19 protein-coding genes are annotated in these 24,396 nt (G+C 68.5%); 12 read left to right on the forward strand and 7 right to left on the reverse strand.

Annotated features, from left to right (window positions below):
• Positions 1-44 precede the first annotated feature (44 nt).
• The 5 genes from AB0J97_RS06880 (at position 45) to AB0J97_RS06900 (ending at position 6,429) form a co-directional block, all read left to right on the forward strand.
• Positions 45-689 carry a phenylalanine--tRNA ligase beta subunit-related protein gene (locus tag AB0J97_RS06880; protein WP_357697357.1) on the forward strand — a complete coding sequence of 215 codons (645 nt, stop codon included), beginning with the start codon at positions 45-47 and terminating at the stop codon, positions 687-689.
• Between the two features lie 204 nt (positions 690-893).
• Positions 894-4,532 carry a multifunctional oxoglutarate decarboxylase/oxoglutarate dehydrogenase thiamine pyrophosphate-binding subunit/dihydrolipoyllysine-residue succinyltransferase subunit gene (locus AB0J97_RS06885; protein ID WP_357697355.1) on the forward strand — a complete coding sequence of 1,213 codons (3,639 nt, stop codon included), beginning with the start codon at positions 894-896 and terminating at the stop codon, positions 4,530-4,532.
• Between the two features lie 90 nt (positions 4,533-4,622).
• Positions 4,623-4,802: a DUF6104 family protein gene (locus tag AB0J97_RS06890; protein WP_352323532.1), complete on the forward strand. Its 180-nt coding sequence runs from the start codon at positions 4,623-4,625 to the stop codon at positions 4,800-4,802.
• 98 nt (positions 4,803-4,900) lie between these two features.
• A complete protein-coding gene (locus AB0J97_RS06895) occupies positions 4,901-5,704 on the forward strand; it encodes a DUF4097 family beta strand repeat-containing protein (RefSeq protein ID WP_357697353.1) in 804 nt (267 codons plus the stop codon).
• The gene (locus AB0J97_RS06900) at positions 5,701-6,429 is read left to right on the forward strand and encodes a PadR family transcriptional regulator (protein WP_357697351.1); all 729 of its coding nucleotides are present in this window, start codon (positions 5,701-5,703) and stop codon (positions 6,427-6,429) included. The genes AB0J97_RS06895 and AB0J97_RS06900 overlap by 4 nt, the downstream gene beginning before the upstream one ends.
• A gap of 51 nt (positions 6,430-6,480) precedes the next feature.
• On the opposite strand, the gene AB0J97_RS06905 is transcribed toward AB0J97_RS06900, so the two are convergent.
• The 5 genes from AB0J97_RS06905 to AB0J97_RS06925 all read right to left on the reverse strand — a co-directional run bounded on the left by AB0J97_RS06905 (position 6,481) and on the right by AB0J97_RS06925 (position 11,531).
• Positions 6,481-7,368 (reverse strand): oxygenase MpaB family protein, encoded by an 888-nt coding sequence (locus tag AB0J97_RS06905; RefSeq protein ID WP_364085463.1) that lies wholly within the window; start codon positions 7,366-7,368, stop codon positions 6,481-6,483.
• A gap of 45 nt (positions 7,369-7,413) precedes the next feature.
• Positions 7,414-8,370, reverse strand: coding sequence for a zinc-binding dehydrogenase (locus AB0J97_RS06910; RefSeq protein WP_364085466.1), 957 nt, complete (start codon positions 8,368-8,370; stop codon positions 7,414-7,416).
• Positions 8,371-8,510: 140 nt separating this feature from the next.
• On the reverse strand, positions 8,511-9,386 hold the full coding sequence (locus AB0J97_RS06915; protein ID WP_364085470.1) for a hypothetical protein: 876 nt from the start codon (positions 9,384-9,386) through the stop codon (positions 8,511-8,513).
• Positions 9,387-9,515: 129 nt separating this feature from the next.
• The gene (locus AB0J97_RS06920; RefSeq protein ID WP_364085477.1) at positions 9,516-10,955 is read right to left on the reverse strand and encodes an acetyl-CoA synthetase; all 1,440 of its coding nucleotides are present in this window, start codon (positions 10,953-10,955) and stop codon (positions 9,516-9,518) included.
• A 333-nt stretch (positions 10,956-11,288) separates the two neighbouring features.
• Positions 11,289-11,531, reverse strand: a complete 243-nt coding sequence (locus AB0J97_RS06925; RefSeq protein WP_357697341.1) for an SSI family serine proteinase inhibitor — start codon at positions 11,529-11,531, stop codon at positions 11,289-11,291.
• A gap of 346 nt (positions 11,532-11,877) precedes the next feature.
• On the opposite strand from AB0J97_RS06925, the gene AB0J97_RS06930 reads away from it, so the two are divergent.
• From AB0J97_RS06930 to AB0J97_RS06940, 3 genes are all read left to right on the forward strand, one after another.
• On the forward strand, positions 11,878-12,999 hold the full coding sequence (locus tag AB0J97_RS06930; RefSeq protein WP_357697339.1) for a hypothetical protein: 1,122 nt from the start codon (positions 11,878-11,880) through the stop codon (positions 12,997-12,999).
• 197 nt (positions 13,000-13,196) lie between these two features.
• Positions 13,197-14,357 (forward strand): hypothetical protein, encoded by a 1,161-nt coding sequence (locus AB0J97_RS06935; RefSeq protein ID WP_357697338.1) that lies wholly within the window; start codon positions 13,197-13,199, stop codon positions 14,355-14,357.
• Positions 14,358-14,825: 468 nt separating this feature from the next.
• A complete protein-coding gene (locus AB0J97_RS06940) occupies positions 14,826-15,020 on the forward strand; it encodes a hypothetical protein (RefSeq protein ID WP_364085482.1) in 195 nt (64 codons plus the stop codon).
• On the opposite strand, the gene AB0J97_RS06945 is transcribed toward AB0J97_RS06940, so the two are convergent.
• Entirely contained in the window at positions 14,965-15,978 is a 1,014-nt protein-coding gene (locus AB0J97_RS06945) for a 5'-nucleotidase C-terminal domain-containing protein (protein ID WP_364085485.1), read from the reverse strand. The genes AB0J97_RS06940 and AB0J97_RS06945 overlap by 56 nt on opposite strands.
• 82 nt (positions 15,979-16,060) lie before the next feature.
• Here AB0J97_RS06945 and AB0J97_RS06950 point away from each other — a divergent pair, with 82 nt between their 5' ends.
• The 4 genes from AB0J97_RS06950 (at position 16,061) to AB0J97_RS06965 (ending at position 22,779) form a co-directional block, all read left to right on the forward strand.
• Positions 16,061-16,855 (forward strand): inositol monophosphatase family protein, encoded by a 795-nt coding sequence (locus AB0J97_RS06950; RefSeq protein WP_364085487.1) that lies wholly within the window; start codon positions 16,061-16,063, stop codon positions 16,853-16,855.
• Positions 16,856-17,391: 536 nt separating this feature from the next.
• Positions 17,392-18,996: a hypothetical protein gene (locus AB0J97_RS06955; protein WP_357697326.1), complete on the forward strand. Its 1,605-nt coding sequence runs from the start codon at positions 17,392-17,394 to the stop codon at positions 18,994-18,996.
• A gap of 438 nt (positions 18,997-19,434) precedes the next feature.
• Entirely contained in the window at positions 19,435-21,054 is a 1,620-nt protein-coding gene (locus AB0J97_RS06960) for a hypothetical protein (RefSeq protein WP_364085493.1), read from the forward strand.
• Positions 21,055-21,234: 180 nt separating this feature from the next.
• Positions 21,235-22,779 (forward strand): hypothetical protein, encoded by a 1,545-nt coding sequence (locus AB0J97_RS06965; protein ID WP_364085499.1) that lies wholly within the window; start codon positions 21,235-21,237, stop codon positions 22,777-22,779.
• 42 nt (positions 22,780-22,821) lie between these two features.
• Here AB0J97_RS06965 and AB0J97_RS06970 read toward each other — a convergent pair whose 3' ends face one another.
• Complete coding sequence (locus AB0J97_RS06970; protein WP_364085502.1) at positions 22,822-24,180, reverse strand: hypothetical protein; 1,359 nt, start codon at positions 24,178-24,180, stop codon at positions 22,822-22,824.
• Positions 24,181-24,396 lie beyond the last annotated feature (216 nt).

Here is a 24,396-nt window from a genome sequence, read left to right on the forward strand (position 1 = left end):
GCAAAGTGATTTTTGCGAATTTCCCGGCCTTCTAAACTGGGCGCATGCTCGACGACATCCGCGTGGACGACGCCGTCCTCGCCCTGCGCCCCGACTTCGCCGTCCTGGTCATGCTGGCCCACGACCTGCGGAACGGCCCCACCGACGACCTCACCCGCGCCTGGCTGGCCGAGGCGTCGCAGGCCGAGGTGCAGAGCGACAAGATCGACGCCTGGAAGGACGCCTACCGCGCCTTCGGCGCCAAGCCGCAGCGCACCAGGCCCTCGGTCGACGCCCTGACCCGGCGCATGCCGCTGCCGGAGATCAACCGGGTGGTCGACGCGTACAACACGATCAGCGTCAAGCACGCGCTGCCCATCGGCGGCGAGGACCTCGACCGCTACCAGGGCCCGGCCCGGCTGGTACGGGCGACCGGCGACGAGCACTCGGAGGAGGCGCTCGGGCAGCCCGAGCCCGGCGAGGTGATCTGGCGCGACGACGCCGGCGTGACCTGCCGGCGGTGGAACTGGCGTCAGGTGGCGCGCACCCGGCTCACCGAGGAGACCACCAACGCGATCTTCCTTCTCGAACGCCTTGAGCCGATGTCGATGGAGGAGCTCCAGCAGGCCGGGAAGGAGCTGGCGGACCTGCTGTCGCAGCTGTCACCCGGGGTGCGGATCACCAGCAGAATCGTGCCCGGCGGGAAATAAACCTGGCGGCCACACGTTGATACCAAACAGTAACAATGGCGACTCTCCCTGGATTGACTAGGCGGGCGTGACCTCTTCGGCGTGTCCTGAGAGGATCGTTCGGGGCGGCACGTGCTCTTCGGCGCGCGCTGCCGGTCCGGGCGAGTAGCCTTGGACAGGTTCTCTAACATCAACGCCGATCTGCGGAAGAGGGCGATTTCCGCCGTGTCGTCTGAGTCGTCGCGGACAAACCCGCTGGCAAGCTTTGGTCAGAACGAGTGGCTTGTCGACGAGCTGTACCAGAAGTACCTTCAAGATCCAGAGTCTGTCGACAAGGCCTGGTGGAACTTCTTCGCTGACTACAACCCTGATAGCGGGCCGGGCCGTACCCCGGTCAGGGAGGCGGCGAACGGCACTGCGACCGCGCCCGCTCCTCCCAAGGCGCCCCCGAAGGCGCCTCCGGCAGCTGAGAAGCCGAAGCAGCCGGCCACCCCGGTGCCCAAGGGCGCCGAGGAGGTGAAGCTGCGCGGCGCCGCCGCACGCACGGCCGCCAACATGGACCTGTCCCTGACGGTCCCCACGGCGACCAGCGTCCGGGCCATCCCGGCCAAGCTGCTCATCGACAACCGCATCGTGATCAACAATCACCTCAAGCGGGGGCGTGGCGGCAAGATCTCCTTCACGCACCTGATCGGCTTCGCGATCGTCAAGGCGCTGAAGGCGATGCCGGAGATGAACCACTCCTACACGGAGATCGACGGCAAGCCGACGCTGGTCAAGCCCGAGCACGTCGGGTTCGGCCTGGCGATCGACGTCCAGAAGAGCAACGGTGAGCGCCAGCTCCTCGTGCCCTCGATCAAGGGCGCCGAGGAGATGGACTTCCGCCAGTTCTGGGTGGCCTACGAAGAGGTCGTCCGCAAGGCCCGCGCGGGCAAGCTGGGCGTCGACGACTTCTCCGGCACCACGATCTCGCTGACCAACCCCGGCACGATCGGCACGGTCCACTCGGTCCCGCGCCTGATGCCGGGCCAGGGCACGATCATCGGCGTCGGAGCGATGGAGTACCCGGCCGAGTACCAGGGCGCCTCGCCCGACACGCTCTCGCGCCTGGCCGTCTCCAAGGTCATGACGCTGACCAGCACCTACGACCACCGGATCATCCAGGGCGCCCAGTCGGGCGACTTCCTGCGCCAGATCCACCGGCTGCTGCTCGGCGAGGACGGCTTCTACGACGAGATCTTCGAGGCGCTGCGCATCCCGTACGAGCCGGTGCGCTGGGTCCAGGACATCTCGGCCTCGCACGACGACGACGTGGCCAAGTCGGCCCGGGTCATCGAGCTGATCCACGCCTACCGTGTGCGCGGCCACCTGATGGCCGAGACCGACCCGCTGGAGTACAAGCAGCGCAAGCACCCCGACCTGGACATCCAGTCCCACGGGCTGACCTTGTGGGACCTTGAGCGCGAGTTCGCCACCGGCGGTTTCGGCGGCCGTGCGCTGATGAAGCTCCGCGAGATCCTGGGCGTGCTGCGCGACTCCTACTGCCGCACGGTCGGCATCGAGTACATGCACATCCAGAACCCCGAGGAGCGGGCCTGGATCCAGGCGCGGGTGGAGAAGCCGCACGCCTCTCCCGAGCGCGACGAGCAGCTCAACATCCTGTCCCGGCTCAACACCGCCGAGGCGTTCGAGACGTTCCTGCAGACGAAGTTCGTCGGCCAGAAGCGCTTCTCGCTGGAGGGCGGCGAGTCCCTGATCCCGCTGCTCGACTCGGTGATCAGCGACGCCGCCGACGAGGGCCTCGACGAGGTCGTCATCGGCATGGCCCACCGCGGCCGGCTCAACGTGCTGGCCAACATCGTGGGCAAGTCCTACGCGCAGATCTTCGGCGAGTTCGAGGGCAACATCGACCCGCGCACCGCCCACGGCTCCGGCGACGTCAAGTACCACCTGGGCGCGAGCGGCGAGTTCACCGCGCCCAGCGGCAAGACGATCACCGCGTCCGTGGTGGCCAACCCCTCCCACCTGGAGGCGGTCGACCCGGTGCTGGAGGGCGTCGTCCGCGCCAAGCAGGACCTCCTGGAGCGCGGCGAGGAGGGCTTCACCGTCCTTCCCGTCCTCGTCCACGGCGACGCGGCCTTCGCCGGCCAGGGCGTGGTGGCCGAGACGCTCAACCTGTCGCAGCTGCGCGGCTACCGCACCGGCGGCACCGTGCACGTGGTGGTCAACAACCAGGTGGGCTTCACCACCTCGCCGGCCTCCTCCCGCTCGTCGGTCTACGCGACCGACGTCGCGCGGATGATCCAGGCGCCGATCTTCCACGTCAACGGCGACGACCCCGAGGCCGTGGTGCGCGTGGGCCAGCTGGCCTACGAATACCGCCAGGCGTTCCGCAAGGACGTCGTCATCGACCTCATCTGCTACCGCCGCCGCGGCCACAACGAGGGCGACAACCCCGCCTTCACCCAGCCGCTGATGTACGACCTGATCGACGCCAAGCGCTCGACCCGCAAGCTCTACACCGAGGCGCTGATCGGCCGGGGCGACATCACGGTCGAGGAGGCCGAGTCGGCGCTGCGCGACTACCAGGCCAAGCTGGAGCAGGCGTTCACCGAGACGCGCGAGGCGGCCAAGAAGCCCAAGGAGGCGGCCGCCATGCGGGTGCCCCCGGCCGAGGTCGTCAAGTGGTCCCACGCCGACACGCCGACGGCGATCAGCGACGAGACGCTCAAGCGCATCGTCGACACCCAGCTCAACCTGCCCGACGGCTTCACGCCGCACCCGCGCCTGGCGCCGGTGCTGCAGCGCCGCGGCCAGATGGTCGAGACCGACTCGATCGACTGGGCGATGGGCGAGACGCTGGCGTTCGGCTCGCTGCTGATCGACGGCCACCCGGTGCGCCTGGTCGGCCAGGACTCCCGGCGCGGCACGTTCACCCAGCGGCACGCGGTGCTGGTCGACCGGATGACCGGCGCCGACCACACCCCGTTGAAGCAGTTCAACGAGGGCACCACGAAGTTCTACATCTACGACTCGCTGCTCAGCGAGTTCGCGGCGCTCGGCTTCGAGTACGGCTACAGCGTCGTGCGTCCCGATGCCCTGGTGGCCTGGGAGGCGCAGTTCGGCGACTTCGTCAACGGCGCCCAGACGATCATCGACGAGTTCATCTCGTCCGGTGAGCAGAAGTGGGGTCAGCGGTCGTCGGTCGTGCTGCTGCTGCCGCACGGCTTCGAGGGTCAGGGCCCCGACCACTCCTCGGCCAGGATCGAACGGTTCCTGCAGGTCTGCGCGCTCGACAACATGACGGTCGCGCAGCCGTCCACGCCGGCCAACTACTTCCACCTGCTGCGCTGGCAGGTGGAGTCCAACCGGCACAAGCCGATGGTGGTCTTCACGCCCAAGTCGCTGCTGCGGCACAAGGCGGCCACGTCGAAGGCGTCCGACTTCACCACCGGCACCTTCCAGCCGGTCATCGGCGACACCACGGTCGATCCTGCCAAGGTCACCCGGGTCGTCCTGGTCTCGGGCAAGCTCTACTACGACCTGGCCGCGCAGCGTGACAAGACGGGCCGCGACGACGTCGCGATCGTCCGGCTTGAGCGGCTCTACCCGTTCCCGACCGAGGAGCTCACCGCCGAGCTGGCCCGTTACGGGCAGCAGGCCGAGCTGGTGTGGGCACAGGACGAGCCGGTGAACATGGGCCCGTGGCCCTACCTGACGCTGAAGCTGGCCGAAGACCCGCAGACGCTCGGCGGCCGGTCGCTCCGCCGCGTCTCGCGCACCCCGAACAGCTCGCCTGCGACGGGTTCGCACAACTCGCACGACACCGAGCTGGAGGAGATCCTCCACCAGCTCTTCGGCTGAGCAGGCCGCCAGTGAGCCCCCGGCCGTCCGGCCGGGGGCTTCTGTGTTGACCGGCGGGGGTGAGGCCCTGCCCGCACGAAGGAGAAACCCATGTACTTCACCGATCGAGGCATCGAGGAGCTGGTCGATCGGCGGGGCGAGGAAGAGGTCAGCGTGCTCTGGCTGGGCGAGCGGCTGCGCGAGTTCGTCGATCTCAACCCCGAGTTCGAGACCCCGATCGAGCGGCTGGCCACCTGGCTGGCCCGCCTCGACGACGAGGACGACGACTGACGCGAACCGGCCTCCAGACGCGATACATCTTGAGTTTTCGAGTAACGCGACATATCGTGTTCTCGTAGCAGACGTACTCGTCGAGGAGGCATACGTTCATGGAGAAGTGGACGCTGGAGGCCCCTGAGCAGCTCACGTTCGGGCCGGTGGAGTCACTTGACGTGCGGATCGTCGCGGGCAGGCTGGCCGTCCTGGCCAGCGAGGGCCCGCCCACGCTGGAGCTGACGGAGATCGAGTCGGCCGCGCCGCTGCTGGTCAGCTACGACGCGGTGACCAAGGAACTGGTCGTCACCTACGAGGGCCTGACCCTGGACGGCCTGCTCACCTGGCTGCGGCGCGACCGGCGCAGGACCAACCTGACCCTCACCGTGCCCAAGGGATGCAGGGTGAGCACCGAGGTGGTCTCGGCGTCCACGGTGCTGGCCGGGTTCGAGCGTTCCACCCGGGTCAAGAGCGTGTCCTCCGAGGTCGTCCTCGACGGCGTGAGCGGCGAGGTGAGCGCCACGACGGTCTCCGGCTCGATCGAGAGCCGGGCCATGGAGGGCGACCTGGCGTTGAAGACCGTCTCGGGCGAGCTGACGCTGGCCGACGGCAGCCCGCGCCGGCTCAAGGCCAGCACGGTGTCCGGCCGCATCACCGCCGACCTGAGGCTCCGGCCGACGAGTCACGTGACGCTCAACAGCGTCTCGGGTGCCATCCTGGTGCGGGTGCCGGAGAACGCCGAGTCCGACGTCAGCATGAGGTCCACCTCCGGCCGGCTGAGCTCGACGTTCGACGGGCTGTCGGCGGCCAACAGCCCCGGCTCCAAGACGCTGTCCGGGCGGCTGGGCGGCGGCATGGCCTCACTGTCGGCGTACACCGTCTCGGGCGAGGTCGCGTTGCTCAAGGGAGAGAAGGAATGAGCCCTGTCTTCGGTCACGGCCGGCTCCGGCTGTACCTGCTCAAGCTGCTGGAGGAGAGCCCGCGGCACGGCTACGAGGTCATCCGGCTGCTCCAGGACCGCTTCCTCGGCGTCTACTCGCCCTCCCCCGGCACGATCTACCCGCGCCTGGCCCGCCTGGAGGAGGAGGGCCTGGTCACGCACGAGGTCGTCGACGGCAAGAAGGTCTTCTCCATCACCGACAAGGGCCGCGAGGAGCTCAACGCCCGGCTCGACGAGCTCGACGACCTGGAGCAGGAGATCTCCGCCTCGGTGCGCGACATCGCCCGCGAGGTCAAGGAGGACGTCCGCGACACGGTGAAGTCGCTGCGCGACGAGCTGACCCGGATGGCCAAGGACGTCCGCACCGGCACCCGCGACAGCGCCAAGACCCGGGCCGAAGACCTCAAACAGCTCAAGGAGCAGCAGAAGCGGCAGTGGATGGCGCACGCCAGCCAGTGGCAGGTGGAGAGCGACCGGCTGGCCGGCGAGTGGCGCCGGATCTGGTCGGACATCTGGACCACGCTCGGCGGCGACACCGTGCGCCGCATCGAGCTCGACAGCGAGCTGGGCGAGCTGCTGGCCGACTTCGTGGCCCAGGCCCGTACGGAGGCCGCCGACGCCGCCCTGACCACGCAGAAGCTGGCCGAGCTGCACGCCGTGCTCGACGAGGCGTCCGCCCGCATCCGCGACATCCTCGAACGCTGAGCCGCCACTGGCCGCCGCTGAGCCGCCTGCCTGGCCGCCGGTGAGGCGTCGTCAGGCGGAGCGCAGTGAGCGTGCCGGGCGTTCGAGGCCGCGGGCCGCCCTGCGGGCGTGGTAGGCGACCGGCATGTACCGCAACCGCTCGGGCAGGCGCGCGGTCAGCATCGCCACCGCGTGCCCGAGGTGCCGCAGCCGCCGCTCGTCCCGGGCCGTCCAGCGCAGGCCGAGCTTCCTGCGGGCGGCCGGCGGCAGGGTGCCGACGGTGACGAAGTGGTTGAACTCCCCCGACCCCAGCCCCACCGGCGTCCACAGGCGGCGCAGCGGCCTCGGCAGGCCGGGCGGGGCGGGCGTGCCGCGCATCACGGCGAGCACCTCCAGCGCGGTCGGGTGCGGTTCCAGCCGCTCGGCGATCATCATGTCGAAGTAGCGCCAGAACGCCTCCAGATCCGCCGGCATCTCCCGCTCCGGCACGTGCAGGATCGCGCCGAGCCGGCGCGACTCGGCGTACATGCGGCGTTGCTGCTCCTCGGTGTACGGGGTGCCGAAGTAGCGGTTGAGCGTGACGAACCGCTCGAACAGCGACAGGTGCACCCAGGCCCACGCCTCGCCGTTCAGGGCGTGGTAGGCGCGGCCGTGCTCGTCCACGCCGCTGATGGACCGGTGCAGCTCGCGCAGCCGCCGCCCCTCGGCCAGGCCGCCCTCCCCGCCGTAGACCCACTTCTGGACGGAGGCGAGCGTGCGGTTGAGCCGCCCCCATGGGTCGTCCTTGTACGTCGAGTGCTGCGCCACGGCCGCGCCGACCGCCGGATGCATGGTCTGCAGGACCAGCGCGCTGCCGGCCACGAGCAGGTTGCGGTATTCGCCCGCGGTCTCCCAGTGCATCGAACCCGGGCCGAACGGCTCCACGTCCACGGTGACGCCTCCAGGGTGATACGGCCTCATTCTTCGTGTATCACCCGGAAGGCGGACAAGTAACCCTTCACTTATTCAGCCGGTAAAGACGATCTTTCCGAAGATCTCCCCTCCGGCCATGGCGGCGAAGCCGTCGCGGGCCTCGGCCATCGGCAGCGTGCGGTCGATCACCGGCCGCACGCCGGTCTGCTCCAGGAACACCGCCAGCCGCTGGAGCTGGTCGCGCGTGCCCATGGTGGTGCCGACCACCGAGAGCTGCAGGAAGAAGACACGGTTGAGGTCGGCGGGCGGGACCGCGCCGCTGGTGGCCCCGGAGACCACGATGCGGCCGCCCGGCCTGAGCGACTTGAGCGAATGGTCCCAGGTGGCCTGGCCGACGGTCTCCATGACCGCGTCCACCCGCTCGGGCAGCCGCGCGCCGGTCTCGAAGACCTGGTCGGCGCCGAGTTCGCGGGCCCGCTCACGCTTCTCCTCCGAGCGGCTGGTCGCCCAGACCCGGAAGCCGCCCGCCCGGCCGAGCGCGACGAGCGCGGTGGCGACGCCGCCGCCGGCCCCCTGCACCAGCACGGTCGAGCCCGGTTCGAGCCCCGCCTTGTCGAACAGCATGCGGTAGGCGGTCAGCCAGGCCGTCGGCAGGCAGGCGGCCTCCTCGAAGCTGAGCGCGGCCGGCTTGGGCACGAGGTTGCGCCGCGGCACGGCCACCCGCTCGGCGAACGTCCCGTCGTACACCTCCGACAGCAGGGAGCGCCTGGGGTCGAGCGTCTCGTCCGCGCCCGTGCCGATGACCGCGTGCACGATGACGTCGTTGCCGTCCTCGTCCACGCCGGCGGCGTCGCAGCCGAGCACGATCGGCAGGCGGTCCTTCCTGATGCCCACGCCCTTGAGCGTCCACAGGTCGTGGTGGTTGAGGGCCGCGGCGCGTACGGAGACGGTCGTCCAGCCGTCGGGCGCCTCGGGGTCGGGGTGCTCACCGAGCGTCAGCCCGGCGAGCGGATTGTCGGGATCGGTCTGTGTGGCGGTTACGGCGAACATGGCCGCACCTTACTAACCGGCCCACCGCCACCCACGGCACCGCCCCGCCGCGCGACGCCTTGCCGGCGTTCGACCTTCACCCGGACCCCCTGGCCCGCCTGTCACCGCCCGACCTTCACCCGGATCCCCTGGCCCGCCTGTCAGCGTTCGACCTTCACCCGGATCCCCGCCAGGGCGCGGCGTCTGAAGTCCTCGGGGCCGGCGACGGCGACCTCCACGTCCCCCCGGCACGTCCACTCGCCCGGACGCCCGCGCCCCTCGATCACCTTCGGCAGCCGGGCCTTCTCCGCGCAGTCGGGCGTGGGCACCAGCACGACCATCTCCCGCACTCCCCCGCCGAACCAGAGCTGCGGCCCGGCCGGATCCCCCTGCACCGTGGCCCCCGGCCCGGCCAGCCGCACCGACCCCTTGCCCGACAGCACGAGGTAGCCGTCCCTGGTCACCTTCCCGCGCAGCTCCCGCGCCAGGGTCGTGCGCTGGTCGAAGGTCAGCCCCTCGCCCCGGTCCTGCATCGCCACCCGCCACCGTCCGAACGAGAACAGCAGCACCTGCCCGCTCCCCCCGCCGGGCTGACGCGGCCACAGGGTGACGCCGGGGCCGTAGCTCCTGATCGGCCGGCCGCCGCCGGTCACCTCGGCGACCCCGTTGTACGGCACGCCGAACTGCCGGAACTGCCCGTCTATCCACGCCCCCTGGAACGGCCGCACCCCCAGCTCGTTGAGGTCGAGGTCGGCCGGATAGCGCACCTCGGCCTTCAGCCCGTCGGGGAAGACGACGTCGATGATCTCGTCCCGTCCCTTGGTCCTGGCCGGGATCCGCAAGGTGCTGGGGCCGTTGTCGATCGTCGTGAGGGACCGGATGGGCGCGGTGGCGGACGGCGCGGGCGGCGGCTGCGGGTCGCGGCTGAGCAGCAGGCTGACGGCCGGGATCACCAGCAGGGCCACTACCGACGCCAGCCCGATCCATCGGCGGCGGCCACGCCCACCTGCCTCGATGACGTCGAACTGGTCGGACACGACGTGCCTCGCCGGGTTAGTGCGGGTTGCGCCCTTCACTCCCAGTTCAGTTGAGCGACCTCCACCCGCGCAAGCCCTCGGACCCGGCGAAGTCGCCGTCCGAGGTCACAACTTCACAACCTCCCGGGCTCACCAGGTGGCGACGTTGAGCCTGCCGTCGGTGACCAGCTCGACCCGCTGCCCCACCAGCTCCCTCGACATGGCGTCGGCCAGCAGTTCCGGCTCCAGCACGTGCGCGTGCACCCGCCCGCCGTCCGGCAGGTCCACGACGAGGATGCCCTTCTCCGGCCCGCCGTCCCGGCCGTGCGCGACCGTGTACCCCGCCACGGCGGCAGGGCCGGCGTACGCGTCCACCACCGGCACCCCGGACGCCGTGAACACCGGCGTGGCGTCCCCCAGGAGCCCTCCCGGCTCGCTGGACCACACCGCGTACGTGTGCTTCGTCAGGTGCATCCCCACGCCGGTCACCAGCCCGTGCCCCGGCCGCGCGCGCAGCAGCCCGGCCATCGTGGCCGTCGAGTGCAGCACGTAGTCGCTGGACGGGCCGCCGGCGTACGGCAGGCCGCCGGTGACCGTCAGGCCGCGCCGGTCGAACGGGTCGAGCCCGATCGCGTCGCACGCCTGCCGCAGCGCGACGGCGAAGCAGCTGTACAGGTCGAGGGCGTCCATGTCGCCGAGGCCGAGCCCGGCGCGGCGGAAGGCGGCCTTCGCGGCGGCCCCGATCGCCTGTGAGGAGCCGAGCGCGGGCCGGGCCGCCACCTCCCAGGTGTCCTCCGCGTACGCCCAGCCGCGCAGGTGGACCCGCCGCTCGTCCGGCACCCCGAGGCGGTCGGCCAGCTCCGCGGAGGCCAGGACGACGGCCGCCGCCTGGTCGACCTCCATGACGGCCACGGTGTTCCTGGTGTACGGCCAGCCGACGAACCTGTTGCCCTTCACCAGCTCCTCGGGCGTGCGCACGGACCGCCGCCACGCGTACGGGTTGGCCGCGGCCACCTCGGTCATCGGCGCCATCATCCGTCCACGGTCGAGCATCTCCTCCTCGACCGTCATCCCGGCCGCCGCCCGCCGCGCGGTCTCCATGATCGCGTACGTGTGCACCGGCAGGAACAGCTCGTGCGCCAGCTCGGCGGGGTGCGGCGGACGTTCCCAGCCGTAGGGCGGCTTGGGGTCGGCTGCATGGCTCCACGGCACGTGCTCGCCCGCCTGCCGGTAGGCCCGCCGGGTGGCCAGCGCCTCGGCCCCGGTGATCAGCGCGCAGTCCAGCTCGCCCGCCGCGATCCGGGCCGCGGCCTCGCCGACGAGGAGCTGCGGAGCCGTACCGCTGACCTTGGAGTAGGACTGGTGGCGCGGGGTGGCGCCCAGGCGCTCGGCCAGCCGTCCGGTCGGGGAGTCGTACTGCCAGGAGTCGGTGTACACGACCTGGATCGAGTCGAGCCGTCCGAGGGGGAGCCGGGCGTCCTCGGCCGCCTCGCGGGCGACCGACTCCCACAGGTCGAGCGGTTCGGGGCCGGGCTGATCGCGAATGGTCCGTTGGGCGATGCCGATGAGACAGGGGGTGCGTGGATCCATGCAGACATCCAACCAGAACAACATTCGGTTGATAAGTGTCGGCGTTTGATAATCAGCGTTACCGGTATTGCCACAGGCTCATTACCGCCACTCTGACCTGGGAGAACGCCTTCTTTTTCGTAACGGGACCGAACCGGTGCCCGCTTTTTCGCGTCCCTTCCTGGCCGACGGGTTGCGCCATTCATCAGCGTTCTCGACGTTTTCCTGGCCCACCGGCGGACTGGCGACATGCCGCGATCCGGCCCGTCGGTCGAGGCCCCGGATCCTCCTCGGGCGGGATCCGGGGGCCTTCCCCCGCCGTTTCGCGTCCCACGGCCCCCTCAGGGGCCTGGTTCAGACGCGGAAGACCGGTCCCGTGGCGACGGCGAGCGCGCAGGCGTTGGGGAACGTCTGCGAGTAGCGGTAGCGGTCGCCGTCCCAGACACCCCACGCCCGTACGTCCACCGGCTCGTAGTCGGCGGTGCAGGAGACGCCCGGACGGCCGGTCAACTTGGCCGGGTTCCCGTGCACCTGTTCGAGAGCGGCGCAAGCGGCGACCTGCCCCGGGGCGACCCGGCCGGGCGTGCACTGCAGCACGCCTTGACGATCTCCCACACTGATCCGGAAAAGCCTTTGATCCTTGTGCGGCGTCTGGACATCGGACGGGCCGGTCGTGGCGTACGCCACTGGAGCGGCCGCGAATGCCGTACAGGAAAGCGCGGCGATGGCGAGAATTCGGTGCATACGCGAAGCCTCTATCACCCCTCTGACCTGCGGCAACGACCGACACGCGTGATCATTTAGACGTATCGGGAGGGATCGGCTGATGGTGTCCTTATCGCACACGGTGCACTCTTGATCAGGTAACGAATCTCTATCCGGGCTGCAATACAGGCAGTTGATCTGGAAAAATCCACCCTTACGACCCTAAGAAAGGCATTTCATGATCTCCCGGGCCAGGCAACTGGCAGCGGCCGCCCTGGGCGGCGCGCTGCTGCTGCTGCCTGCCTTCACGGGGATCGCGAACGCCGCGCCGGCGAGCGCGTGGACGAGCGCGTCGGCCAGCAAGGTCTTCGGCGTCACGCTGGCCAGGACCGCCACCGACATGAGGAAGGTCGCCGACTACTGGCGGCCCGACCGGCTCAAGCAGGCCGACAACTACAGCCCCGCCACGCCGGGCGCCCAGGCCGCCCCGACGTCCTCGGCCGGCGCGGTCTCCGGCCCGATCTCGCCCGCCACGACGGCGCGGCGGACGTCCGCGACGCAGGACGTGGTGCCCGTGCTTCCCAGGCAGGGCGGCGCCGCCAAGACCATGGGCAAGGTCTTCTTCCGGTTCGGCACCAAGGAGTACTGGTGCTCGGCCAGCGCGGTCGCGTCCAGGAACCGCAGCGTCGTGGCCACGGCCGGGCACTGCGCGTACGACTCCCGGCAGGCCAAGGCCGCCGAATACTGGATCTTCGTCCCCAACCCCGGCCCCAACGGCGAGACGCCCGACGGGATCTACGTGGGCGCCGCGCTCAGCCTGCACGAGGACTGGCCCGGCAAGGGCGACTACGACTACGACTACGCGTTCGTGACCGTGCACCGCGGGTTCGTCTGGGAGCAGGCCAAGGACGGCACGTACTCGATGAAGGACGTCGGCAGGCTCCAGGACAACGTGGGCGCCCAGGGTATGGAGATCAACAAGAAGCCGGCCGCCTACACCGTGGCCGCCTTCGGCTTCCCGGCCGGCGCGCAACCCGACGGCACCCGCCCGTTCGACGGCAAGACGTTGCGGACGTGCCAGGGCGGCGTCACGTACTGGACCGTGGCCCCCGCGCTCGACCTGCAGAAGGGCGTGCGACTGCAGCCGTGCGACTTCAGCCCCGGCGCCAGCGGCGGCCCCTGGCTGGTCGACTACGACGCCACCCGCAGGCTCGGCAGCCTGAACGGCGTCAACAGCCTGACTTGGAACAGAGACGCCAAGGGGGCCTACGACGCGGTGTCGTCGCCGTACTTCGACACGACCACCGCGGAGGTCTACCGACGCGCCGCCGCGATCACCACACCGGGAAATGTGGCGTAAGTCACATGAAACGGTGTGATCACTGCTGGTGATCAGCCCATCCGTTGATCTCGACACGGTAACGGGGCACTTGGGAGCGCTGACACGATCTTCCTAAAATTTTCATAAGCACTGTCAGCGTTATAGGTTCCGGGTCGTCCGTTTGCTGAGTTATGGGGTGCAAGAGGCGCCTCCTGTCAGCGCAACCTGGAGATACCTTGAAGCGAATCCTCCTCCCCGTCGGCGGCGCGGTCCTGGCGACCGGTCTCCTCGCCGCCGGGCTCTCCGCCACCGCCCAGGCCGACGGCGACGTCTCCAACGACCCGATGGCCGGCAGCAACTCGCAGGCCGCCTCGATCGCCTCCTTCTGGATCGCCTCGAACGGCGCCGCGCTCCGCCAGGCCACCCAGTACACCTGGGACTCCAAGGAAGTGCGGAAGGTCGTCTCCAAGGGCGGCTACGACCCCGACGGCCGTCCCGGCATGACCGCGCCCACCGGCGCCCAGAAGGCCGGCGCCTCCCAGAACGTGAACCTCCCCAAGAGCATCGGCAAGGTCTTCTTCGTCGACGGCTCCGGCAAGTTCCGCTGGTGCTCGGCCACGTCCATCCAGTCGGGCAACCGCAACCTGGTGGCGACCGCCGGCCACTGCGTGTACGACACGGACAGCAACAGCGACACGCTGTCCAACTGGGTCTTCGTCCCCGGCTACTACCAGGGCAAGGCTCCGTGGGGCATCTACGTGGGCAAGCAGGCCTTCACCCACTACGACTTCGACAACTACGAGGACTACGACCGCGACTACGCGTTCGTGACCGTCTACAACGGCATCCAGTTCGACGGCGTGAAGCAGGTGGACCGCAAGGACTACGACAGCTTCAGCGGCCCGAAGCGCTCCTGGGGCGGCCACTACTACATCCTGCTGTCCAAGGACGCCGGCCGGCTCGGCGACGCCGTGGGCGGCCAGGGCTTCGCCTGGAACCAGCCGACGGGCAAGTTCGTCCGCACCTTCGGCTACCCGGCGGCCCCGCACCCCGACGGCAACAAGCCGTACAGCGGTGTGACGCCGAAGAACTGCTACGGCAAGACCACGGCCAAGACCGTGGGCGCGTCCTGGCTCAAGATCGAGGAGCACGTCGGCCTAAAGTGCGCCGTCACCCCCGGGTACGACGGCGGGCCGTGGCTGCTCAACTACAACAACGCCAAGCGCCTCGGCTACGTGAACGGTGTCACCAGCACCTTCGCGGACCAGGACGGCAACGACCGCATCGACTACATCACGTCGCCTTACTTCGACGGTGAGACGGCGGCCGTTTACAAGGCAGCCACCAACTTCCCGTCGGGGAAGATCGTGGGCCCGAACGGCGAGCTGTACAAGTAAGCCCTCACCAGGGGAAAGAGGGTCCCGGCGTTGCTCCTTGCCGCCGGGGCCCTCACTTGTGTCCAGACCAATCGTCGGACGCTCCACGCCCACAGAGGCCAGCGAGCGCCCTCGGCGCCATGGCCCCCCGATGGGCCTGCCACCACCCGCCCCCCGATCGCCTTCGCCGAAGAAGGCGTTTCGCGCCTACAGCGGCGCAGGGCCTTGATCCGGCGCCTGGCGGCGTGACCCACGCGCGTGCGGCCCACTCCCTGGAATGAGTCACCGGCGGGGATTGCCGTCTTCCCGGCGCGGCTCCCGCTCACCACGCGGCTCGGCGTCTCCGCGGGGAAGCTGCGGCCATGCCCTGCGCCCACCCGTCTCCCTGTTGTCGACCGGCTCCGCGGAAATCCGGCCCCTTGCACTGCCTCGCGAATCCGAAGCGTTTCGGGACGTGATTCGCCAGCGCTTGTGGCGCAAGATGTCGGTATGACCGAGGATCACCGCGAGACCACCACCGCCCCCGCCTTGCCGGGCCCAGAGGTCACGATCACCCTCGACCCTCACGTCAAGGCGTACGTCGACCGGGCGGTCGAGAACGGTGAGTTCGAATCCGTGTCCGCCGCCTTCAACGAAGCGATGCTGGAACGTATGCGCCGCCGCCCCCGCGTCCGCAGCTGGTGACCACGACGGCCGTACGAAAGCCACAGGGCCCTCCCGGCCCCCGCCGGACAGAACGACCCGGCCGTCCGCCCAGGACGCACGGCCGGGCCCATGACTGGCGGACGGTGACGCGGTCGCCCGCCGGCGCCGACACCGGCGCATGGGCGACCAGGTAGCCCGCGAGCGCCCCGGTGTCGTCCGGCCCGCTCGTGTACGTGGTCGTCCCCTCCCAACGCGGCCACCCGTCGAAGCCGGCGATGAGACTCCAGGCGCCCGCGACCTTGATCTCTTGTGTGGCGCTCACCGGCACCCCGTCGAGCGTCATCGACAGGACCTTCCCGCCGCCGAGGGTGTAGCGCAGCCCGGCCGACGGGGTCAGCACCCAGCCCGCCGGATTGGGTGTGGCCAGCAGGGCCATGAGCTGCCCGCCGCTCATGGTCTGCACATTGACGGCGAGCCCGCCGGGATGCACGTTCCACAGGTGCTCGAACCCGATCGGGCCGGCAGGCAGGTCCGCCTTGACGTCGTACCTGTTGACGAGCGCGACCTGCGCGCCGGAGCGCGCCTGCACCGACGCGAGCTGCGCGTCGGCCGCCAGTTCGGCCAGCGGCCCGCCGCTCGCCGTACGCGTGATGTTCTCGGCGGCCTCGCCGAACGTCTCTCCGGAGGGCGGGGTGTTGCACTTGAAGTAGTAGAGGACGTTGGACCGCAGGCCGTCGGGCTGATTGATCTCGATCTGGACCGAGTAGTCACGCGAGTCCGGCGCCGATTCCCACGTGACGGTCTCCAGCAGAGCCCGATGGACGATCAGCCGCTTCGCGGGCACGACGAGCGTCTTCCACTCCTGGGCGCCGACGAGCCGGTACTGGACGGTCTGCTCGCCGGGAGGCAGCCCCCGGAAGTAGCCGTGGACGTCGAAGCTGACCGGGCACTTCGACGCGGTGGTGCGCTCGAAGGCGATGGGGCTCGGCCTCGACACTCCCCCGATGCGTACAGGCGTCCCCAATCCACGGACAAACCCTCTTCAGTGACGCAAGGGCCCGATGTCTAACATGACACCCATGCTGATCGACGCGGTGACCGAGATCCTTCGCGAGACCGCCGAGATCGCGATCCTCCCCCGGTTCCGCGCCCTCGCCGCCGGTGACGTCTCCGAGAAGACGCCGGGCGAAGTGGTCACCGTGGCCGACCGCGAGGCCGAAGACCTGATCAGCCGCCGCCTCCGCGACCTCCTGGACGCCCCCGTCGTCGGCGAGGAGGCGACCGCCGCCGACCCCGCGCTCCTCTCCGCCCTCCAGGCCGCCCCGACGGCCTGGCTCGTCGACCCCCTGGACGGCACGGCCAACTTCGTCGCCGGCCGCCCCGAGTACGCGGTGATGGCGGCCCTGGTCCGGTCCGGCGAGACGGTCGCGTCCTGGGTCGTGCGCCCGGCCGAGGACGACGTCTACGTCGCCGAGCTCGGCTCCGGAACCTGGCGCAACGGCATCCCCGTCCACCGCGCCCCCGCTCCCGCCGACCCCGCCCACCTCCGCGGCGCCGCCCTCACCCGCTTCCTGGACGACGCCACCAAGGCCCACGTCAGCTCAGCCGCCCACCGCTTCACCGCCCTCACGCCAGGCACGAAGTGCGCCGGCGTGGACTACCCCCGACTCCTGAACGGCGACCAGGACTTCCTCCTCTTCCACCGCACGCTGCCCTGGGACCACGCGCCGGGCGTCCTGCTGCTGACGGAAGCCGGCGGAACCGCCCGCCACCTCGACGGCACCCCGTACAGCCCGTCGATCCCCAAGGCCGGCCTGCTCGCCGCCGCCGACGAAGCCTCCTGGCAGACGGTTCGCACCCTCCTTCTCCCCTGACACCCCGCAAACGCGGGGCCGCCTAGGGACGAGCTCCCCCTTGAAGACGCACCGCCGGAGATCCCGGCGGCGCTTCGCCATGCCCAATACCGACAAAAGACACAAAAGGCACACGGACCGAGCGGTCAGGTTGCCCCCACACCCCCTGCAAAATCGGCCAGATTGTCGAATCCTGAGGGCTCCCGACGCGAACCTGAAGATCACCTGTGAACGATGGACCGATTTAGACGGATGAGCCCTAAATCTGGTTCCTGTGATCTGAGTCACATTCAACCGGTCACAGAGAGCGACAGGCCACTAACGGAACTTTCGTTCCAATGGTCAAATTCCCTACAGGGCCAGCGAAAACATCACCTTCCGGTAACATCACGCTAAAGCCTCTGACAGATAACAGCACGGTCACGGGGGAAACGGCGCTTACCGATCGCGTCAGAACGGCTTTCACCTGCGGAGATCACTGGCTATGTTCCTTGCTATCCCTTTACTGACGCATGGGACGCATGTTGCGACCCACGACAGAGCAAGGAGCAGTTCCCTTGAAGCGCATCCTCATCCCCGCCGGTGGCGCCATCCTGGCTACCGGCCTCCTGGCCGCCGGCCTCGCCGGCACGGCCTCGGCCGACAGCGACGTCTCCACCGACGCGATGGCGGCGAGCGCGGCCAACGCGAAGGCCATCGCCCAGTTCTGGGCCGAGAACAACGGTGCCGCCCTCAAGGCCGCCACCGAGTCCAATGTCTGGGACAAGGCGGACGTCGCCAAGCTGCAGAGCAAGGGCGGCTACAGCGCCGACACCAAGCCGGGGTCCACCGCCCCGATTGGTGAGGAGAAGAAGACCACCGCCAAGACGCAGAACGTCAACATGCCGCGGACCATCGGCAAGGTGTTCTTCGTCAACGGCAAGGGCGAGAAGAAGTGGTGCTCCGCCACTTCGATCCAGTCGAAGTACCGCAACCTGGTCGCCACGGCCGGTCACTGCGTCTACGACACCGGCGCCAACGCCGACGTCCTGTCCAAGTGGGTCTTCGTCCCCGGTTACTACCAGGGCAAGGCTCCGTGGGGCATCTACGTGGGCAAGCAGGCCTTCACCCACTACGACTTCGACGTGTACGAGGACTACGACCGCGACTACGCGTTCGTGACCGTGTACAACGGTGTCTCCCTCAGCGGCAAGACCACCAAGGTCACGCCGAGCGAGTACAAGTCGCACGTCGCCAAGGGCGGCATCGGCTACGTCGAAGAGAAGACGATCACCAAGGAAGAGTTCGACGCCGGCTTCGAGAAGTACGGCCAGGACGGCCCCTTCAAGTCGAAGGCTGTCGACCCCAAGGTCGAGACCGTCGCCAAGCCGGGTGACGTGACCGACAAGAACATCGACGCCTACATCAAGGGCGAGGGCCCCACCAAGGGTGTCCAGCTCACCGGCGCCGAGGTTTACAAGTCGCAGTACACCGCGGCCGGCACCGGCTGGGACAACGGCGACAAGTTCGAGCGTCTGAGCAACGAGGTCCCCGTCAGCAAGGAGGACTACGAGTCGCTCAAGTCCGCCAAGGCTGACGGCAAGTTCCTCGGTGAGGTCCGTGCCGAGCTCGGCAAGGACGGCAAGACCGAGATCGCTTGGTACAAGCAGCAGTTCTTCATCAAGAAGTGGATCAAGACCACCGCTCAGATCAAGTACTGGGTCGAGGACTACTACGTCGTCGACATCTCGGGCAAGGACTACGGTCGCCTCGGCGACAACGTCGGTGGCCAGGGCTTCGCGTGGAACCAGCCCACCGGCAAGGACGTCCGCGTGTTCGGCTACCCGGCCGCGCCGCACCCCGACGGCCACAAGAACTACACCGGCGTCACGCCGAAGTGGTGCTACGGCAAGACCACCAAGAAGCTGGTCGGTTCGGCCGCCAAGAAGATCGAGGAGCACGTGGCGCTCAAGTGCGCCATGACCGAGGGCGCCGACGGTGGTCCTTGGCTCCTCAAGTACAGCAACTCCAAGCGCCTCGGTTACGTGAACGGTGTCACCAGCACCTTCAACGACCAGGACGGCAACAACCGCGTGGACTACATCTCCTCGCCGTACTTCGACGGTGAGACGAACGTCGTCTACAAGGCCGCTGCCAACGTTTGGTCCGGCAAGATCGTCTAAGGACGGCTCCCGTCGAATGGCTTTGACCGTTCGTGAGAACCGTTAGCAACTGAAGGGCCTGGCATCCGCCGGGCCCTTCAGCCTTTCCGGCCCGGAAAGTGAAGGCGGTTGGACGCACGCGACGCCGAATCGGTGCCATCAACCTAATGTGATCTGCGTCACATCGCCTGAGCGGACCGGATCGCCGGCGACCGGAGAGCCCGCCGGCCCGGCTCACACCTTCTTTATGTTGATCAGGGCAAACAGTCTCAAGCCCGACTTCATTCAACTCCTGCGCAACATCAGCCTAAACATCACAGAACGATAACGCCCGGCTTGTCGCATCTTTTCCTCTCAAAGCGGCTACCGGATCTCAAGATCGACACTGTATGTTCCTGGCTATCCCTTTACTGACGCATGGGACGCAAGAAGCGTTCCACGACAGCGCAAGGAGTTACCTTGAAGCGCATCCTCCTCCCCGCCGGTGGCGCCATTCTGGCCACCGGTCTGCTGGCCGCCGGTCTCGCCGGTGCCGCCCAGGCCGACCCGGACGTCGACGCTGCCGCTCTGGCTGCCAGCCAGCAGAAGGCCGCCGAGGTCCTGAACTTCTGGACCAAGTCCGACAACGCTGCCCTGAAGCAGGCCACGGCCTACTACTGGGACAACAAGGACGTCAAGAAGATCGTGCAGAAGGGCGGGTACGTCGCTGACGGCAAGCCCGGCTCCACCCCGCCGATCGGCGCCGAGAAGACCACCACGGTCAAGTCGCAGAACGTGAACCTGCCGAAGTCCATCGGCAAGGTGTTCTTCGAGGGCCGCGACGGCAAGCTGTACTGGTGCTCCGGCACCTCGATCCAGTCGAACTACCGCAACCTGGTTGCGACGGCTGGTCACTGCGTGTACGACATCGCCGCCAACGACGAGGTCGTGTCCCGCTGGGTGTTCGTCCCGGGTTACTACCAGGGCAAGGCTCCCTGGGGCATCTACGTGGGCAAGCAGGCCTTCACCCACTACGACTTCTCGAACTACGAGGACTTCGACCGCGACTACGCGTTCGTCACCGTCTACAACGGTGTTGGCGGCACGCTGGGCGCCAAGAAGTCCGAGGTCACCCGTAGCGAGTTCGACGGCTACAAGGGTGTCGGCGACAAGTACTTCGAGGACGAGGAAGTCACGAAGGCCAAGTGGGACGAGCTTGCGGCCAAGTACGGCCCCAAGGCTGTCGACCCCACCAACGGCCCGCTGATCAAGGTCGAAGAGGGCGAGACCACCGACAAGGTCGGCCACGACTTCGCTGGCGCGAAGAAGCTGGTGGACCTCGAGGTCGACGTCAAGACCTGGCAGGCCGCTCCGGACTCCACCCGTGAGAACAAGAACGGCGAGCAGTCCAACACCGGCCGTGACGGCATGGTCGTGACCCCGGTCTCGGAGTCGCAGTACAACGAGTTCCTGAAGAACAAGGCTGACGGCAAGGAGCTGGGCTTCGCCATCAAGCAGGGCGACCAGATCAAGCACCGTCGCTGGACCTGGACCTCTGACGGCTGGTACATCGTTCGTACCTACGTCAAGCAGTGGTACAAGAAGACCGACGTCAAGTACATCGTGCGCCACTACTTCATCGTGGAGCACGACCTCAAGGACGCCGGCCGTCTCGGCGACAACGTCGGTGGCCAGGGCTTCGCGTGGAACCAGCCCACCGGTAAGTACGTCCGTACCTTCGGCTACCCCTACGCCAAGCACCCCGACGGCTCGAAGCCCTACTCCGGCGTTACGCCGAAGTGGTGCTACGGCAAGACCGGTGCGAAGGCCACCAAGGTCCCGAGCCTGAAGATCGAAGAGCACATCTCGCTGAAGTGCGCCGTCACCGGCGGCTACAACGGCGCCCCGTGGCTCCTCAAGTACAGCAACGCCAAGCGCATGGGCTACGTCAACGGCGTGACCAGCGTTCTGTACGACACGGACAACAACGACCGCTGGGACTACATGTCCTCGCCGTACTTCGACGGTGAGACCAACTCGGTCTACGCCGCCGCGGCGAACGTGTGGTCGGGCTCCATCCTTCCGAAGGCTGACAGCTAATCTTCGGACGGATCCCGGGCTGAGGGTCCAAACCTCCGCTCAACCTAGCTTCACCCGAAGGGCTCGGCATCTGCCGGGCCCTTCGGCCTTTTCTGGCGAAAGAGACAGTAACTCTTACCAGAGTGACTAAAGGGTCGATAGTGTCTTTACGCCATTCTTGACAACTTCGTGGAGCCTCCCTTGAAGCGCCTGCTCATCCCCCTCGCCGCCGCCGGCTTGAGCGCCGCCCTGCTTGCCCACCCCTCCAGCGCCGTCCCCAGCTGGGTCAGCGACAACCTCATGCCGAAGCCCGCCGACGCGTACAGCACCGCCAAGTTCTGGCTGGGCGCGAACGGCGCGGCCCTGCGCAAGGCGACGCAGTACCACTGGGACGCCAAGAACGTCTCCAAGCTGGTCGCCACGCAGAGCAAGGACGGCGCCCCCGACGGCAAGCCCGGCCTGACCGCTGCCACGAGCGCGCCGAAGCCCAGCGCGAGCAAGAACGTCAACCTGCCCAAGACCATCGGCAAGGTGTTCTTCGTCGACAGCGCCGGCCGCCACCGCTGGTGCTCGGCCACCTCCATCCAGGCCCGCTACCGCAACCTCGTGGCGACCGCCGGCCACTGCGTGTACGAGACGGGCAAGGACGTCTACTCCAAGTGGATCTTCGTCCCCGGTTACTACCAGGGCAAGGCTCCCTGGGGCGTCTACGTCGGCGCCTACGCCTTCACGGCCTACGACCTCGACACCTACGACGACTACGACGGCGACTTCGCCTTCGTCGCGGTGCACAACGGCTTCTCTTTGACCGGCAGCAAAGAGGTCACCAAGAGCGAGTTCACCGCCTGGGGCGGGGACAAGTGGATCGACCAGGAAGAGGTCAAGAAGGACGAGTACGACACCGGCCGGGAGAAGTACGGCTCGGCGGGACCGTACTGGTCGAAGGACTTCGACGTCACCCCGGACAAGGTGGGCCACGACTACAAGGGCGAGAAGGCCCTGACCAGGGTCGAGGTCACCGACGCCGACTACGCGAAGGCTCCGGCGGGCACCCGGGACGACAAGAACGGCGAGCAGTACGAGAAGGTCGGCCCCACGCCCATCAGCCAGGAGACCTACAAGAAGCTCGTGGCCGACAAGGCCGACGGCAAGGTCCTCGGCAAGCTCGACGTCACCAAGGACGCCAACGGCACCGAGACCGGCTGGTTCGAGACGCACTACTACCTCAAGCAGTGGGTCAAGGCGGGCAAGACGGTCCGCTACTTCCGCGACCACTACTTCATGGGCATGGCCAAAGACATGGGCCGGCTCGGTGACGTGGTCGGCGGTCAGGGCTTCGCGTGGAACCAGCCGCGCGGTCAGAAGGTCACCGTCTTCGGCTACCCCGGCGACCCGCACCCCGACGGCGACAAGCCCTACACCGGCGTGACCCCCAAGTGGTGCTCCGGCAAGACCGGCACGAAGACGTACCAGGTCAACACCTTCCGGGTGGAGGAGCACCAGGTGCTCAAGTGCTCCATGACCGGCGGCGCCGACGGCGGCCCCTGGCTCATGAAGTACGACAACGGCAAGCGCACCGGCTACGTCAACGGCGTGACGAGCATGTTCCACGACCAGGACGGCAACGACCGGATCGACTACATCAGCTCCGCCTACTTCGACGGTGAGGTGGCCGACGTCTACAACAAGGCCAACTACGCCGAGACCAAGAGCATCGTCGGCCCGAACGGCGAACTCCTCAAGTAGCGCAGCGAAGCCCCGGACCGCCAGGAAAGGCGGCCCGGGGCATCACACGGACGTCAGCTCGCGCGTACGCTCCCGCAACGCCATCACGGCCCGCTCGTTCTTGAACGGCTCCAGCCGCCGCCGCAGATCCGCCGCGTACGACCGCGACCGCGCCGACTGCAGCTCCCCCGCCAGCGAGAGCGCGCTCCCCGCCGCCTGGCACGCCTCGTCGAGCTCGCCGCACTCCAGCAGCCCCGCCGCCAGCAGCGACAGGTTGAACATGCGCCCCCGGACGTACCGGGTGTCCATGTCGAGGGAGCGCCGCGCCAGCCGCACGGTGCGCTCCCCCTCCCCCAGGTCGCGGAAGCAGTGGGCGAACTTGGCCGACAGGTAGGCCTCGTCGAAGTAGCTGAGCCAGCGCGGCTCCTCGGTGGGCCTGCGGGCGTCGAAGGCCAGCTCGGCCTGGTGCAGGGAGGCGCCGCAGGACCTGGGGTCGCCGAGACCCGCGTGCGCGTGGGCCTCCAGGACCTGGGCGGAGGCCAGCAGGGTCTGGACGCCGGCCCGCCGGGCCGCGAGCTGGGCGGCCCTGGCGAGGTCGAGCGCGTGGGCGGGCTGGCCCATGTAGATGGCCTGGTGGGCCATGCCGGCCAGGATCTCGCCGCCCAGGGTGTGGTCGTCGGCGCCCCTGGCCAGGCGGAGGGCCTGGATGAGATAGCGCTGGGCCAGGCCGTGCTGCTCCATGTCGTAGGCCATCCAGCCGGCCAGGCGGGTCAGCTCGGCGGCCGCGGCGGCGAGCTGCTTGCCGGTGGACTCGCCGTAGCTGCCGTCCTTGAGCAGGGGGGAGACAGCGGTGTCGAGGTACTTCACGACGGACGAGCGCACCCGGCCACTGCCGAAGCGGTTGTCGAGCTCGCCGAAGGACCGGGTCACCTCGTGGATCGCGGCGACGTCCGCCCGGCCCACCCGGCGTGCCCCGGTGCCGCTGGGACGCCCGTCGGCGGGCGCCGTCAGCCACCGTATGGCTCCGACGGAGCCTGCTCCGATCGCGAAGGTGGAGTCGATCAGAAACCTCCGTCTCTCTACGTCGGCCCGCCACAACGCCGTCACGGTCGCGACCCCCTCCTGCCACGTGTGGGTGAACTCCTGACCGAGGTCGAGGGGCGTGATGTTGGTCGGCATGCCCAGATCCTCCGAGCTCACCGGGCGACCGAGCCGCAACGCGAAGATCTCCGTGAGCAGGCACGGGACGGGATCCCGTGGTTTCTGGCCGCCGATCCACCGCAGCACCGAACTGTGGTCGTACTTGAGGCCCGGCGTGCCGCGCGCGGCTCCGAGATCGTTGAGGCGCCGGGCCAATCCCTTGTGGGAGAAACCTGCCTCCGCGATGAGCTGCTGCAGCAATCGATTAGGCTCGCGTTCCATCGCTCTCCTCGTCACAGGAGTCGGCGCCCACAACCTTACAGAGAGCTATTGTTATAGCACGTTGTGTAAAGGCTTTCCGGCAGTTCCCCAAGGTCACGCGAACTCCATCGCAATCCCTCCGCCAGCCCTGCTCGGGATCCGGATCCGCATCCGTTTCCCCTGGACGGGGAACTCACCTACCCACGCCGCGGCCGGGAAACAGCAATGCCCTCCGAC

The organism is Nonomuraea sp. NPDC049607, assembly GCF_040675375.1.
In the GTDB taxonomy this organism is placed as follows: Bacteria; Actinomycetota; Actinomycetes; order Streptosporangiales; family Streptosporangiaceae; genus Nonomuraea.